The 15,166-nt window shown below is 74.8% G+C and carries 12 protein-coding genes; 3 read left to right on the forward strand and 9 right to left on the reverse strand.

Annotation, left to right across the window (positions count from 1 at the left end; genetic code table 11):
* The 3 genes from ACFXPX_RS23350 to ACFXPX_RS23360 all read right to left on the reverse strand — a co-directional run.
* The coding region (locus ACFXPX_RS23350; protein WP_380643030.1) for an NAD(P)/FAD-dependent oxidoreductase at window positions 1-1,065 on the reverse strand (1,065 nt) is incomplete at its 3' end.
* 132 nt (window positions 1,066-1,197) lie between these two features.
* A complete protein-coding gene (locus ACFXPX_RS23355; RefSeq protein ID WP_380522699.1) occupies window positions 1,198-1,629 on the reverse strand; it encodes a nuclear transport factor 2 family protein in 432 nt (143 codons plus the stop codon).
* 7 nt (window positions 1,630-1,636) lie between these two features.
* On the reverse strand, window positions 1,637-2,440 hold the full coding sequence (locus tag ACFXPX_RS23360; protein WP_380522698.1) for an MBL fold metallo-hydrolase: 804 nt from the start codon (window positions 2,438-2,440) through the stop codon (window positions 1,637-1,639).
* A 279-nt stretch (window positions 2,441-2,719) separates the two neighbouring features.
* Between ACFXPX_RS23360 and ACFXPX_RS23365 the strand changes: the two genes are divergently transcribed.
* Window positions 2,720-5,815: a SpaA isopeptide-forming pilin-related protein gene (locus ACFXPX_RS23365; protein WP_380643032.1), complete on the forward strand. Its 3,096-nt coding sequence runs from the start codon at window positions 2,720-2,722 to the stop codon at window positions 5,813-5,815.
* A gap of 142 nt (window positions 5,816-5,957) precedes the next feature.
* On the opposite strand, the gene ACFXPX_RS23370 is transcribed toward ACFXPX_RS23365, so the two are convergent.
* Both ACFXPX_RS23370 and ACFXPX_RS23375 read right to left on the reverse strand, forming a co-directional pair.
* Complete coding sequence (locus ACFXPX_RS23370) at window positions 5,958-6,539, reverse strand: hypothetical protein (protein WP_380522696.1); 582 nt, start codon at window positions 6,537-6,539, stop codon at window positions 5,958-5,960.
* Between the two features lie 19 nt (window positions 6,540-6,558).
* Entirely contained in the window at window positions 6,559-7,842 is a 1,284-nt protein-coding gene (locus ACFXPX_RS23375) for an MFS transporter (protein WP_380643034.1), read from the reverse strand.
* 100 nt (window positions 7,843-7,942) lie between these two features.
* Between ACFXPX_RS23375 and ACFXPX_RS23380 the strand changes: the two genes are divergently transcribed.
* Together ACFXPX_RS23380 and ACFXPX_RS23385 are read left to right on the forward strand one after the other, a co-directional pair.
* Window positions 7,943-9,037: a DUF5937 family protein gene (locus tag ACFXPX_RS23380; RefSeq protein WP_380397212.1), complete on the forward strand. Its 1,095-nt coding sequence runs from the start codon at window positions 7,943-7,945 to the stop codon at window positions 9,035-9,037.
* Window positions 9,038-9,102: 65 nt separating this feature from the next.
* Window positions 9,103-9,954, forward strand: a complete 852-nt coding sequence (locus ACFXPX_RS23385) for a PhzF family phenazine biosynthesis protein (protein WP_380643036.1) — start codon at window positions 9,103-9,105, stop codon at window positions 9,952-9,954.
* A 166-nt stretch (window positions 9,955-10,120) separates the two neighbouring features.
* Here ACFXPX_RS23385 and ACFXPX_RS23390 read toward each other — a convergent pair whose 3' ends face one another.
* From ACFXPX_RS23390 to ACFXPX_RS23405, 4 genes are all read right to left on the reverse strand, one after another.
* A complete protein-coding gene (locus ACFXPX_RS23390) occupies window positions 10,121-11,350 on the reverse strand; it encodes a PLP-dependent aminotransferase family protein (RefSeq protein ID WP_375891700.1) in 1,230 nt (409 codons plus the stop codon).
* Window positions 11,351-11,415: 65 nt separating this feature from the next.
* Window positions 11,416-12,567: an alpha-hydroxy acid oxidase gene (locus ACFXPX_RS23395; RefSeq protein ID WP_380643038.1), complete on the reverse strand. Its 1,152-nt coding sequence runs from the start codon at window positions 12,565-12,567 to the stop codon at window positions 11,416-11,418.
* On the reverse strand, window positions 12,564-13,697 hold the full coding sequence (hppD, locus tag ACFXPX_RS23400; RefSeq protein WP_380522692.1) for a 4-hydroxyphenylpyruvate dioxygenase: 1,134 nt from the start codon (window positions 13,695-13,697) through the stop codon (window positions 12,564-12,566). The genes ACFXPX_RS23395 and hppD overlap by 4 nt, the downstream gene beginning before the upstream one ends.
* A 147-nt stretch (window positions 13,698-13,844) precedes the next feature.
* A complete protein-coding gene (locus ACFXPX_RS23405; protein WP_380522691.1) occupies window positions 13,845-15,140 on the reverse strand; it encodes an MFS transporter in 1,296 nt (431 codons plus the stop codon).
* Window positions 15,141-15,166: the final 26 nt, after the last annotated feature.

Genomic DNA, 15,166 nt, shown 5'->3' on the forward strand with positions numbered 1-15,166 from the left:
GACGTAGCCGAGGTATTCCATGCTCAGCTTGTCGCGCGAGGCCACCGGCTCGTTACGATGCCGGGGTGTCCACTCGGCATCCGAGAAGAAGTACGGGACCCGGTCGTAGACGGCGTCCGGCTGCCCCAGCAGGGCCCGGGCGGCGGTCTGCGGCTGGTTGAGGGCGTTGGCCCAGTGTTCGACCCGCAGGTGCCGGTCGAACAGCGGGTGGTAGGCGTTGGCGACGTCGCCGGCCGCGTAGACGTCCGGGTCGGAGGTGCGCAGGTGCTGGTCGGTCTTGATGCCGTTGTCCACCTCCAGGCCGGCGGCCTCGGCCAGTGCGGTGGCGGGGGAGATGCCGATGCCGACCACCACCGCGTCGGCCGCCAGCTCGGTGCCGTCGGCGAGCTTCACGCCGCTCACCGTGCCGTCGGCGCCGGTGAGTTCGGCGACCTGCACGCCGAAGCGCAGGTTTACGCCGTGGTCGCGGTGCAGGTCGGCGAAGACCTGGGCGACCTCGCGGCCGAGCACCCGCAGCAGCGGCAGCTCCAGCGACTCCAGGACGGTGACCTCGGCACCCGCCGCGCGGGCCGCGGCCGCCACCTCCAGGCCGATCCAGCCGGCGCCGACCACCGTGATCCGGGCGCCCGGCCGCAGCACGGCCTTGATCCGGTCGCTGTCCTCGACCCGGCGCAGGTAGAGCACGCCGTCCTGGTCCGCGCCGGGCACCGGCAGCCGGCGCGGCGCCGAGCCGGTGGTCAGCAGCAGCTTGTGGTAGCCGATCTCGCCGTCGTCGGCGAGGGTCACGGTGCGGGCGGCCGGGTCGATCGCGACGACCGGGGTGCCGAGCCGCAGCGTGACGTCGTGCTCGGCGTACCACTGCGGCGGGTGGACGTGGAGCTTCTCCCGGGCCTCCTTGCCGAGCAGGTAGCCCTTGGAGAGCGGCGGGCGCTCGTACGGGCGCTCGTGCTCCTCGCCGATCAGCACGATGCCGCCCCGGTACCCGGCCCCGCGCAGGGCCTCGGCCGCCTTGGCGCCGCCCAGGGAGGCCCCGACGATCACGATCGGCCGTTCGCTGCCCGCCATGCCCGACTCCTTGCTCTCCGTGGACGATCCGGGGTCAGCCTGCCGCCGAACGGGTGGTGTGTCGAGACCGCGCCGGGCGCGCCGCGCCGCGCTCGCCCGTACGGGTGAACGGGGGGAGTTCGACGACGGGCCTCACGGCGTCGTCGCGTCCCTGACCAGCGCGGTGTCGGTGAACTGCTCGAAGCGGACGATCCGCCCGCCGCGTACGACGAAGTGGTGGGCGACCCGTACCGCGAGCGGTCGTCCGGTGGCCTTGTGGACGGCCGTGTAGCGGGCCAGGACCACCACGTTCTCGCCGTCCACCACGTACAGGTCGTCGTGCGCCGTCCAGTTGTCCCACTCGGCGGCCAGCCGCTCCATCACATTGGCGGTGACGCCCTTCGGGGTGCGGTAGGTGCCGGCCAGCGGGAAGCCGGCCATCTCGGTCCACTCGACGTCGTCGGCGAGGGTGCTGCGCAGGGCGGCCAGGTCGCCCCGGGCGGAGGCCAGGTACTGGCGGCGCACCACGTCGGCGGGGGCGGCGGACTCGGCGAAGCCGGCGACGTCCCTGGGGATCTCGATCATCGCGCGCTCAACCCCACGCCATCTCGCCCATGGCGACCTTGGTGCCGATGTCGACGGCGATCCGCAGCCCGAGGTCCGGGAAGCGCCGTTCCAGCGCCTCCTTCGCGGCGGCGGCGTCCGCGGCCCGGCCCAACTCGGTCTCGAAGGCCCGCAGGTAGGCGCGGGTGTGGTCGAGGGCGTTGAGGTCGGTGGGCGCGTCGGCGACCCGGTGGCCGGCCGCCAGCCAGGTCGGGTGGAGGGCCTCCATGCCGTCCAACAGGTCGATCCAGGCGGCCCGTTGCGCCGCGGTCGGGGTGTCGGCCGTCCACACGTGCAGGCCCTCGAAGAGCAGTACCCCGCCGAGCACCGCGCGGTGGTGGTGCTGCCACAGGTAGTGCCGGTCGGGCAGGTGGAAGTCGGCGCCGCGCAGTTCGAACCGGTGGCCCTCGAAGACGATCTCGTCCCCGGTCAGCACCTCCGGCCGGACCAGCCGGGTCGGCAGCTCGGGGCCCAGGTGCGACCAGGCGCGCAGCTTGGACTCGTAGGTGTCCTGGATGTGCTGGACGGTCGAGGCGGTGGCCAGGAAGCGTGCCCCGGGGAAGGCGTCCTGGAGCTCCTGGGCGCCGAAGTAGAAGTCCGGGTCGCCGTGGCTGACGAAGACGGTGGTCAGCCGCTTGCCGCTGGCGCGCACCCGCTCGACCAGCCGGCGCCCGTCGGAGCGGGTGAACCCCGCGTCCACCAGCAGCGCGTCGTTCGGTCCGGTGACCAGGACGGCGGTCTTGTTGAGCGAGCTGTCGGGGGCGTCGATGATCTCGAAGTCGAGTGCACTCATGCTTCTGGGTCCCTCCTCGGGCCGGGCACGCCTCGTCGCCAGCATCCCTGCCGGAACCGGCCCGCGCATGCCGGGAAAGCTGATCGGGTGCTCTGTGGGCGGTGCTCGGAGGACATCCCGTGCGCGTCGCCGGTCGCCCCGGCCGCGCCCCAGGAGACTGCCAGGGCCCCATCGTGTTCACGTCATGAGAGGACCGAGGTGAAGCCCAGTCAGAGACCGGCGGCCCCGACCACCGGCTGGAGACGCCGACTAGGCAAGGCGATGAGTTCCGCCCTGGCCTTGACGCTCGTACCCTTCGCCATCTCGCTCGTCGCACCCACCCAGGCCTCGGCGGCCGGCCTGCCCGGCGGGCTCGGGCCCTGCCTGGGCGCGGACTGCCCGGCCCCGTTCCCCCCGGTCAACAACGGCCCCTTCGCGGGCCGCGACGCCGGGATCAACATCTTCGTCGGCGGCGACTTCAACGTCGGCGGCTCGGCCGCCGAGGCCGAGGGCCACGTGGTGACCCTCGGCAGCTTCTCCCAGAACAAGGCCGCGGGAGCCAGCTCCGGGTACAACATCGGCATCGTCGGCGTCGGCTCCCGGGTGCCCCCGCCCGACGGCGCGGACTTCCTCACCGCCGGCGGCAACGTCACCGTCGCCCCAGGCCAGCGGCTCCTGGCCGACGGCGGCGTGGTCCGCTACGCGGGCACCGCCACCGGCACCATCACCGGGACGACGGTCCAGGACGCCCAGGCCGTCGCCGCCTACACGCCGCTGCGCGGCCAGCTGCAGTCCGCGAGCGAGTGCTACGCCGGGGTCGGCACGCCCCGCCCGGCCACCGGGACGGCCGTCAACCAGGGCTACCAGACCCTGTTCACCGGCGACGGCAGCTCCGCGCTCCAGGTCTTCAACGTCGACTTCGACCTGGTCGGCAACGGCGGCGGCGCCCAGGGCGTGGCCTTCGCCAACATCCCCGCGAACGCCACGGTGCTGGTCAACCTCACCGGCGGCGCCCGCACCATCAACACCTTCAGCGGCAGCTTCGACGACAACGACCCGTGGAACCGGCTGCGCCCGCGTCTGCTGTGGAACTTCCCGACCGCGAGCACCGTCACCCTCACGGGCTCCGGGCAGTTCCAGGGCAGCGTGCTGGTCGGCAACCCGGCCAGCACCAGCACGATGAACCTGCCCGGCCTGAACGGGCGCTTCTTCACCACCGGTTCGCTGCTGCACAACTCCGGTTCCGGCATGACCGGCACCGAGTTCCACGCCTACCCCTTCAACGGCGACCTGCCCGACTGCGGCAGCCCGCCGATCTCGACCGCGTCGACCAGCGTGACCAAGGTCGACTCGGTGACCTCGCAGCCGCTGGCGGGTGCCACCTTCCAGCTGTGGCGGGAGACCAACGGCGTCGCCGGCCTGCAGACCACGGGCACCACCCCGGACACCAAGGTCGGTGCCCCGTGCACCACCGGTCCGGACGGCCTCTGCTCCGTCAGTGACCTGCCGCTGGGCACCTACTACTGGCAGGAGACGGCGGCCCCGCCCGGCTACGACCTGCCGCAGCAGCCGGTGACGACGGTGGTGCTGGACACCAACGGGCAGACCGTCCCGGTGACCGTCGCCGACACCAAGAGCCCGGTCGTCGAGACCGCGTCGACCAGTGTGACCAAGGTCGATTCGGCGAACTCCCAGCCGTTGGCCGGTGCGGTGTTCCAGTTGTGGCGGGAGACCAACGGCGTGCCCGGCCTGCAGACTTCGGGAGCCAACCCGGACACGGCGGTCGGCTCGCCCTGTACGACCCCGGCCTCGGGCGTCTGCTCGGCGACCGGCCTGCCCCTGGGCACGTACTACTGGCAGGAGACGGCGGCCCCGGCCGGGTACGACCTGCCGCAGCAGAACGTGACCGAGGTCGTGCTCGACACCAACGGGCAGAACGTCGGCGTGACGGTGGCCGACACCAGGACGGCGGCCCCGACCGCCTCCACGACCGTCACCAAGGTCGACTCCGCCACCGGGCAGCCGCTGGCCGGTGCGGTCTTCCAGCTGTGGCGGGAGACCAACGGCGTCGCCGGGCTGCAGACTTCGGGAGCCAACCCGGACACGGCGGTCGGCTCGCCCTGCACCACCCCGGCCTCGGGCGTCTGCTCGGCGACCGGCCTGCCCCTGGGCACGTACTACTGGCAGGAGGTCTCCGCGCCCAACGGCTACGAGCTGCCCGACCTGAGCGTGACCACCGTGGTGCTGGACGCCAACGGGCAGACCGTCCCGGTGACCGTCCAGGACACCAAGACCGTCGCCCCGACCGGTTCGACCTCGGTGACGAAGGTCGATTCGGCGACCTCGCAGCCGTTGGCGGGTGCGGTGTTCCAGTTGTGGCGGGAGACCAACGGTGTGCCCGGCCTGCAGACGACCGGCGCGAACCCGGACACGGCGGTCGGTTCGCCCTGCACCACCCCGGCCTCGGGCGTCTGCTCGGCCGACGGCCTGCCGCTGGGCACGTACTACTGGCAGGAGACGGCCGCCCCGGCCGGGTACGACCTGCCGCAGCAGCCGGTGACCACGGTGGTGCTGGACACCAACGGGCAGAACGTCCCGGTCACGGTCAAGGACGCCAAGACGGTCACGCCGACCGGTTCGACCTCGGTGACGAAGGTGGACGCCGACACGGGCAAGCCGTTGGCCGGAGCCGTCTTCCAGCTGTGGCGGGAGACCAACGGTGTACCGGGCCTGCAGACCACCGGGGCCAACCCGGACACGGCCGTCGGTTCGCCCTGCGTCACGTCCGACACCGGCGTGTGCTCGGTGACGGGTCTGCCGCTGGGGACGTACTACTGGCAGGAGACGGCCGCCCCGGCCGGGTACGACCTGCCGCAGCAGCCGGTGACGACGGTGGTGCTGGACACCAACGGGCAGAACGTCCCGGTCACCGTCAAGGACCGGAAGACGGCCGCGCAGACCGGGAAGACCACCGTCACCAAGGTGGACGCCGACACGGGCAAGCCGTTGGCCGGAGCCGTCTTCCAGCTGTGGCGGGAGACCAACGGCGTGCCCGGCCTGCAGACCACCGGGGCCAACCCGGACACGGCGGTCGGCCCGCTGTGCGCGACCGACGTCAACGGCGTGTGCTCGGCGGACAACCTCCCGCTGGGGACGTACTACTGGCAGGAGGTCGTCGCTCCCCCCGGGTACGAGCTGCCGCAGGACGCGGTGTCCACGGTCGAACTGACCAAGGACTGCCCGTGCGTGGAGATCACGGTCGCGGACAGCAAGTGTCCGCCGGAGCCCTGCCCGCCGGAGCCGTGCCCGCCCGAGCCGTGCGACCCGCCGGACCACCCGTGGGGGACGAACGCCGACCGCATCCCGGTGCCCGAGGTCCACGGGGGGCGCGCCTGACGGACCGCCCCGCGCGTGAGCGCCTGACCTGACGACGTGGCCGGAGGAGCCGAGGACGGCGCCTCCGGCCACCGGCGTGCCCGGCGGTCGGTGCCCGGACGTCGGCGCCCGGGCGTCAGTGCCGGCGGTCAGTGTCCGGCCGTCAGTGCCTGGTCCAGAGGGTGAGGTCGCTGCTGGTGGCCACGGCCAGGGTGCGGCCGGTGGGGGAGAAGCCGGCAGTGCGGAAGGTCGACCAGGAGGAGTGGAAGACGTGCCACCAGGTCTCCCCGTGCTGCCCGCCCCGTTCGGGCGCCGTGCCGCCGACCAGCAGCACGCGGTGGTGCGGCCACTCGGGCGCCGGGACGTCGACGGACCAGCCGTCGTCCGTCCCGCTGTGCAGGCCGCCGCCCCACAGGCCGGCCACCGGGATCCGCAGGCTGGCGACCGGGCCGAGGCCGGGGCAGGAGAGGTCCGGGCCGTCCGGGTCCTCCTCCGGGTCGTACTCGCGCTCCAGCTTCTCGCCCGTCACCGCGTCGAACAGGCCGTGCCCGCTGCTGGAGACGGTCAGCACCAGGTCGTGCCCGGTGTCGGGGTGGACGGCGAAGCCGATGCCGAGCAGCCCGCCGACCGGGACGATCCCCCGGCCGACCTGCCGCCACGGCGCCGGCGGGGGGATCACCTCGGCAGCCAGGATCCGGTCGCGGAGCTGCTGCTGGAAGGGGGTCAGGACCATGCGGATGATCATCCCACCGACGGTCGGGGCGCTACTCCTCCGTACGGGACAGCCGCAGCAGCGCCAGTGCCCCGACCGCCGTGGTCACCGCCAGCCCGCCCCACAGCAGACCCGGCCCCGCGGCCAGCAGCGCCGTCAGCACCGCCGGAGCCGCCGCCCGGCCGACCCCCATCGACAGCTCCCAGCGGGCCAGCGCCCGCCCCAGCAGGTGCGGCGGCGCGATGGCCGCCACCAGGGCCGTACCGGAGCCGGTGTAGAGGATCTCGCCGAGCGTGTACAGCACGGACACCAGCACGATGCCCACCGTGCCCGGGACCCCGCCCAGCGACCCGGCCGCCCAGAAACCCAGGTACGACAGGCTCAGCGTCGCCCCCGCGGCCGCCAGCACCGACTGCCGGGAGCGCTTCGCCAACCGCAGCACCAGCGCCAGCTGCAGCGCGATCACCAGCACGGTGTTGCCCACGAACACGCCCGAGGACCAGGCCGCGGAGGCGTGCAACTGGAGCACCAGCAGCGCGGGCAGCGCCACCTCCAGCACGTCGAAGCAGAACGCGTACGGCAGGTTGGCCAGGCTCAACAGGGTGATCCGGCGCAGCGGTTCCCCGCCGTCCCCGGCCTCCCCGGCCCGCTCCGCCACCGTCTGCGGCGCCCGGACCCGCAGCGAGGCCACCAGGGCGGCGGCCAGCAGGCTGGCCGTGCCCGTCAGCCCGGCCAGCACCCGGATGGTGTCCGTCCCGCCGGCCACCGCGACCGTCGCCAGCAGGGCGCCCGCGCCCATGCCCGCGTTGCGCAGCGAGCGCCCGGCGGCCAGCGCCGCGTCCCGCAGCCGGCCCTCGGTCAGGGTGCTCACCACGGCGGTGTGGGTGGTCGGCCAGGACTGGCTGCCGATGCCGAACAGCACCGCCGCCGCGGTGAACAGCGGCAGCCCGTCCGCGGCGAGCAGGACCAGCGCGCCCGCCGCCCGCAGCAGCAGGGTGACGGCGGCGGGCAGGGTGCGGGCGCCGGTGTCGATCCAACGGCCGGTCAGCGGCACCATCACCAGCCCGGCGACCATCCCGGCCGACAGGGCCAGGCCGACCGCCCCGGCGGGCAGGTGGAGCATCCCGACGCCGTACAGCAGCAGGAACGGGCGCAGCATGCCGCCGCCCACCGCGTCGACGGCGACGGCCGCCGCGTACCGGGGGCCGCCGGCGGCGGTCAGCAGGCCCAGCAGCGCGGACGGGCCGCCCCGGCCGGTGCCGGTCGGCGGGGCGGGCGGTTCGCTGGTGGGGACGGAGGCGGTGTCGTGGCCGGACTTCTCCTGGATCGGGCTCATGGCCGGTACGGTCCGCCCAGGTGGCGCCGCGTGTCGCGTGGATTGACGGTTAGCGTCAATCGGCGTGGGAGGGGGCGCCGCGGGATGACAGGATTTGATCGTGAGTGTGACCATCGACATCACCGGCCTGCCCGAGGAGCGCCTGCTCTTCGCGCCCTCGCCGCTCGCCGAGCTGAACGCCATGCTGCACGTGCTCGCCGAGCCCGCGCACCATCCGGCGTTGCAGGGCTGGGCGGCCTCCACCACCACGGCGATCCCGCCGGAGCTGTCCGAGCGGCTGCTGGAGGCGGACTTCCTCTGGCGGTCCTCGCGGGCCGACTTCCTGGTGCCCGGTCAGCCCGCCGCCACCCTCGCCGAGGAGCTCGACGCCGTCGACCGGGTCGACGACGAGCTGTACGTGACCGCGGCCCTGATCACCACCTGCGGCTCCTCCCGGCTCAACCGGCGGACGGCCTCCCCGCTCAGCGACCCCGCCGCCAACGAGCGCGCCCGCGAGCTGGCCCTCGCCCGCGGCCCCCGGCAGGCGGCCTTCGCGGACCGGCTGCTCGCCGACCCGCCCGCCGTCCGGGCGCTGGTGCGCCGGATGCTGGAGGACTGCGAGTCGGCGTTCTTCGCCGACGCCTGGCAGCGGGTCCTGCCCGGGCTGGCCGCGGACTCCCGGCACAAGGCCGACCTGCTCGCCCGCCGCGGCCTGGCCGAGGCCATCGGCGCGCTGTCGCCGTCCGTCGGCCTGGACGAGAGCGGCGGGCGGCGGCGGATCGTCATCGACAAGCTCCAGGACTCCGGCACCAGCGGCACCGACGGCAACGGGGTCACCTTCATCCCCACCGCCTTCGGCCGCCCCCACCTGCTGGCGGTGCACGCCCCGGGCTGGCGGCCGGTCCTGCAGTACCCGGTGGCCGAGGCCGGGCTGCCCGAGCCGGTCTCGCTCGCGCTGGTCCAGCAGCGGCTGGAGGCGCTCGCCCACCCGATCCGGCTGCGGCTGGCCCGCACCATCGCCCGCGGCCCGCACACCACCGGCGAACTCGCCGCGGCCTGGCAGTTGAGCGCCCCCGAGGTGTCCCGCCACCTGGCGGTGCTGCGCAAGGCCGGGCTGCTGGTCACCGAGCGGCGCGGGCGGTACATGCTCTACCAGCTGGACCTGTCCGGCAGCGCCCGGCTCGGCTCGGACTTCCTGGAGGCGGTGCTGCGGTGAGCGGGCCGTACGTGGACGAGGGGAACGGCGGGAACAGCGGGCGGCCGGAACACGTTCGTCCGGTCATGACCGACGACGTTCCTGAGATCCTCCGCTACGCCGCCTTCGCGATCCGCCCCGAGGGCGGCAACCCCGCCGGCGTGGTGCTCGACGCCACCGGACTGACCGCCGAGCGGATGCTCGCCGTCGCCGCCGAGGTCGGGTACTCCGAGACCGCCTTCCTGACCCCGGGCAGTGAGCAGGGCGCCTACCACGTGCGGTACTTCAGCCCGCTGCTGGAGGTGCCGTTCTGCGGGCACGCGACGGTGGCCGCCGCCGTCGCGGTCGCCGAGCGGTCCGGCCCGGGCCGCTACGTGTTCGGCACGGCGGCCGGGGACGTCCCGGTCGAGGTCGAGCGCGGCGCCGACGGCCTGCGGGCGACGCTCACCAGCGTCGAGCCGAAGGTCGAGGAGGTGCCGGCGGCGGACGTCGAGGAGGCGCTCGCGCTGCTCGGCTGGTCGGCCGCCGACCTGGACCCGGCGCTGCCGCCGCGGATCGGCTACGCGGGCGCCCGGCACCTGGTGCTGGCCGCCGGCACCCGCTCCCGACTGGCCCGGCTGGACTACGACTTCGACGGGCTGGCCGCGTTCATGAACGCCCGCGACCTGGTCACCCTGCAGCTGGTCTGGCGCGAGGCCCCCGAGGTCTTCCACGTCCGCGACCCGTTCCCGGTCGGCGGCGTGGTCGAGGACCCGGCCACCGGCGCGGCCGCGGCCGCCTTCGGTGCCTACCTACGCGAGCTGGGCGCGGTGACCGCCCCGGCCGTGCTGACCCTGCACCAGGGCGAGGACCTCGGGCGCCCGGGCGTGCTGCGGGTCGAACTGCGGGCGGAGGACACCCGGGTGCGGGTCTCCGGCACGGCGGTGGCGATCCCGTAGTGCCTCGGCGCCGAGGGGGAGGGGAGAGGCCCTCCCCCCCGGCGCCCCCGGGCAGGAACGGGGGGCGAGCCGCGCGGCCCCGGCCGACCAGGCCCGGGGGGGGGCGCCCCCGGGGCCCGGGGGCCCCGGGGGGCCGGGCGGCCCCCCCCCCCCGCCCCGCCCCGGCTCAGGACCGGGCGGCGAGCAGCGCGGCCAGGCCGTCCAGGCCCCGGTCGACGGTCGCCGGGTCCACCTGGCTGACGGAGAGCCGCAGTTGGCGCTCCCCGCCCGCACCGGGGTAGAAGTGGGACATCGGCGTCCAGATCACCCCGTACCGCGAGGCGGAGAGCTCCAGCAGGGCGTCGTCCACCACGCACGGCACCGTGAGCACCAGGAAGAAGCCGCCGCGCGGCTCGTTCCAGGTCACCCCGCCGCCCGGCGGGAAGCGCCGGGCCAGGCCCGCCAGCACCAGGGCGAGGTTGCGCCGGTAGAGCGCGGCGACCTCGGTGTTGGCGGCCCGCAGGCTGTGGCCGTGTTCGAGCAGCGCGCCGCCGATCACGGCCTGGGCGATCGGCGAGGTGTTCACCGTGGTCATGCTCTTGACCATGCCGAGCAGGTCGGCCAGCAGGACGCTGCCGCCCGCGCCGTCCGCCACCAGCTGGTCCGCGACCACGTAGCCGACCCGGGCGCCCGGGAGGGCCGTCTTGGCGAAGGACCCGAGGTGGACCACCCGCCGTGCGGTGTCCAGCGCCTTGAGCGAGGGCAGCCGCTCCTCGCCCGCGAACACGCAGTACGGGTTGTCCTCCAGGACCAGGAAGTCCTCCTCGGCGGCCAGCTCCAGCAGCTCCCGGCGCAGGTCCAGCGGCAGGCTGGCGCCGCTCGGGTTGGCCACGTCCGGGACCAGGTAGAGCGCCCGGGGGCGCAGCCCCTCGGCCCGGGCGTCGGCCAGCTGCCGACGCAGGTCGGCGAGGTCGAGCCCGTCCGGGCCGTCGGCCACCGGCCGCACCGGCAGGTCCGCCAGCAGGGCGGCGCCGGTCAGCCCGACGTAGGTGGGCGAGACGGCCAGCACCACGTCCTCGGGGCCGCGGCGCAGCGCCCGCAGCACCAGGAACATCGCCTCCTGGCAGCCGACCGTCACCACGATCGACTCGGCGGGCACCTCGATGCCCTCGTCCACCGCGAGGTGCGCGGCGATCAGCTCGTGGATGATCCCCTTGGTCCGCCCGTACTGGAGCACCTGGCGCCGGGCCTGCTCCTCGGACAGGCCGCGCTCGCCGCGCAGGTGCGCGGTGTAGCGGTCCAGGTACCGGTGGACGGCGTCCAGGTCGAAGAACTGCTCGGCCGGGCGGCCGGCCGCGAAGGAGACCGCCTCCGGGTAGCGGATGGAGATCTCGTTGAGCAGGTTCATCGAGGTCATCGCCGGGTCGGCGAGGGAGGGGTGCAGGTCGGTCAGCCGCAGCTCGTGCGGCGGGGCGGTGACGGTCACGGGGCACTCCAGGCGGGGCAGGGCAGGGGGGTGGTGCGCAGCTCGGCGGCGGCGGTCAGGTCGGCGCAGCCGGCCAGGCCGAGGGCGTGGCGAAGCTCGGCGGCCAGCAGCTCCAGCACCCGGGTGCAGCCCGGTTCGCCGGCGGCCGCCAGGCCCCAGATCGCCGGGCGGCCGAGCAGCACCCCGGACGCCCCGAGGGCCAGCGCGGTGAGCACGTCCGCGCCGCCACGCACCCCGCTGTCCAGCAGCACCTGGCAGCCGCGCCCGGCCAGCGCCTCGGCGACGGCCGGCAGGGCCGTCAACGAGGGCACCGCCCGGTCGAGTTGGCGGCCGCCGTGGTTGGAGACCACCACGGCGGAGGCGCCCAGCTCGGCGGCCCGCAGGGCGTCCGACGGGTCGAGCACCCCCTTGACCACCAGCGGCAGCCGGGTGTGCTCGCGCAGCCAGCCGAGGTCCGTCCAGGTGACGGCGGGGGAGAGCAGCTCGGCGGTGTGCGCGGCCACCGCCGAGACCTCGGCGGTGCTCCGGTGCGCCCGCCCGGCGGCGCCGCCCTCCAGCAGTGCCGCGCGGACGTCCCCGGGCAGGGCGAAGGCGTTGCGGGCGTCGCGCAGCCGGCGGCCCATGTACGGCACGTCGGCGGTGACGACCAGGCACTCGCTGCCCGCCGCCTCGGCCGCCGCGACCAGGTCGAGCAGCCGGGCCCGGTCGCGCAGCCAGTACAGCTGGAACCAGAGCGTGGCCCCGGTCGCGGCCAGCTCCTCGAAGCCGACGCTGCTGAGCGTGCCGACGGTGAACGGCACCCCCGCCGCGGCGGCCGCCCGGGCCGAGGCGAGTTCCCCCTCGGGGTGGAACAGCCGGTGGTAGGCGATCGGCGCCACCGCCACCGGCAGGGCCGAGCGGCTGGCCACCAGGGTCGCGGAGGTGTCGCAGGCGGAGACGTCGGCGAGCACCCGGGGCACCACGGCCTGCCGGTCGAAGGCCGCCCGGTTGGCGGCCAGGGTGCGCTCCTGCTCCGCACCGCCGGCCAGCCAGTCCCAGACCGGGGCGCTCAGCGCGGCCCGGGCCACCCGCTCGTACTCGGCCACGGACAGCGGCTGCCGCGGCGCGGCGGTGCCCGCGCCCGGCGGGGTCAGGACCGGCGCGCTCATCCGGATACTTCGCTGGCGTTGCGCTGGAGTTCGACGGCCTCGTAGAGGGCGCGGATGTTGTTGCTGCCGAAGTTGCGGGCCCGGATGCGCTCGATCACCTCGAAGAAGAAGGTGCCGCGGGGGTGCTGGGAGCGGGTGAAGATCTGGAACAGCTGGCCGTCGTGGTCCTGGTCGACCAGCAGGTTCAGCTCGCGCAGCTGGTCGAAGGAGTGCCGCAGCGGGGTCAGCCGGGCGGGCAGGGCGTCGAAGTAGGTGCTCGGGGTGCGCAGGAAGGGCACGCCGCGGGCGGCCATGGTGGAGACGGAGTGGACGGCGTCCTGGGAGGAGAAGGCCACGTGCTGGACCCCGGCGCCGCCGTGGTCGGCGAGGAAGGAGGCGATCTGGCCGCCGGCGTCCGGGGTGAGCGGCTCGATCAGGGTGAGGGTGACGCTGTGGTCGGGGCTCTGCACGACCATCGAGTCCATGCCGAGGGCGCCGACCTCGATCCGCTCCTCGAAGACCATCCGGAAGCCGAAGACCTCCTGGTAGTGCCGGACGGTCGCGCGCAGTTCGCCGGAGGGGACGCAGACCGCGAAGTGGTCGACGGAGCGCAGGCCCACCTCCGCGGCGCCGGTCACGGGCGGTGCGTCGGGCAGGCCGGGGATCCGGTCGGCGGGGACGTCCGGGTCCCGCTCGATCAGGGTGTGCACCACGTCGCCGAAGGCGCCGACCACGGCGGTGACACAGCCGTCCGCGGCCTGCGGCGGGCGCAGCCCGTCGGCGCCCCGCCCGGTCAGCGCGCGGTAGGCGGCGGTGGCGTCCGGGACCCGCAGGGCCAGTGCGGCCACGCCGTCCTCGTGCCGGGCCAGGTAGGCGGTGGCCGGGTGGCCGGCGGCCAGCGGCTGGGTGAGCAGCAGCCGGATCGCGGCCTGGCCGAGCAGGGCGGAGACGCAGCGCTCGGCGCTCGCGCCGCGCTCGGTGGGCGGGACGAGCAGGTCGAAGCCGTACTCCGCGGTCAGCCGGGCGACGTCGGCGGCGAGGTCGGTGACGTAGAACTCGACGTGGTCCAGGGCGAGTTCGAGCGGCTCCCCGGTGTCGGTGGTGAGGTCGGTGAGGTCGGTGGGGAGCTCGGGAGAGGAACGGTCGGGCATCTGAGGGGCTCTCTCGTGAGGAGTGCGCGGAGGCCCGCCCCGGGCGGCGGTGCGGTGCGGCAGGGCCGCCGCCGGGGCGGGCCGGTGGCGTGGTGCGGGCCTGGGTGGTGCGGGGACGGGAGGTGCGGGACGGGAGGTGCGGGACGGTCAGGTGGACTGGAGGCGCGGGGCGGGCTCGGTCTCCTCGGCCGGGGCCTGGGCCTGGGCCGGGGTGAGCTCTCCGGCGGGCTGCTCCGCCGACTCCACCTCGTCCTCGTCGTCCTCGATCGCCGCGTCGGGCTTGCCCAGCAGGTAGAGGCCGGACAGCAGCGCGCCGATCACCATGGCGACCAGCACCGTGCGGAAGTCCAGCGCGGCCACCAGGCCGGCGCCGACGCCGATGGCGATCGCCTGCGGGGCGGTGAGGGCGAGGTTGACGGCCGCCTGGGTGCGGCCCATCAGCTGCGGCGGGGTCAGCGACTGGGCGGCGGTGGCCAGGCCGACCACGCCGGCCGGCATGCCGGCCCCGGCGATCAGCAGACCGGCCGCCACCACCCACACCGAGGGCGCCAGCAGCAGCAGGGCGCCGACCCCGAAGGTGGCCGAGCCGAGCATGACGGTCCTGCGGGGGCCGAGCTTGCCGATCAGGACGCCGCCCAGCACCGAGCCGCCGAGCGCCCCGACCGCCTCCACCGTCTCCAGCACGCCCAGGAACTGCGGCGAGCGGCCCAGTCCGTGCTGGATGAGCGAGAACAGCACCGGCTGGAGGAAGCTGAGCACGGTCGCGGTGGCGGTGGTCGCGATCAGCAGCGGCAGCAGCGAGGCGGTGGAGCGCAGGTGCTGGAAGCCCGCCAGCACCTCGGTGCGCCAGTGCCGCCCGGACGGCTCCGGCTTGGACTCGGGCACCCGCAGCGCCAGGAAGGCGAGCGCGGCCGCGAGCAGGATGCCGATGTCGACCAGGGCGACGGCCCGGCCGCCGAGCCACCCGTACAGGCCGGAGCCGACCAGCGGTGCGACCAGGGTGGTGCCCGCCCGCATGGTCTGGGTGAACCCGACGGCCGCGCCGAAGTCCTGACGCTCCGTCAGAATGGTGCGCAGCATCGCGCTCTGGGCCGGGGTGAGGACGGCCCCGGCCAGCCCGTAGAGCACCGCGGTGCCGTAGATGATCCACAGGTGGCCGCGGCCGTCGACCAGCAGCAGCGGCGAAACCGCCACCGCCAGGCCGAGGTTGACCGCGACCAGCAGCGGCCGTCGGCGGACCCGGTCGGCGACCAGGCCGCCGAGCGGCAGCAGCAGCATCGGGACGGCGTAGCAGAACATGACCAGACCGGCCGCCGAGCTGCTCCCCGTCAGGACCTTGGCCCAGATGCCGAGGGCGATGAAGAGCGCGCTGTCCCCGAGGACGGACAGCGTCTGTCCCGCGATGTAGAGCCGGAACTCCGGCCGCGCCAGAAGTGGGTGCATGTCCTGTCCTGTCCTTGACTGCTGCG

The organism is Kitasatospora sp. NPDC059146 (assembly GCF_042786665.1).
GTDB lineage: Bacteria > Actinomycetota > Actinomycetes > Streptomycetales > Streptomycetaceae > Kitasatospora.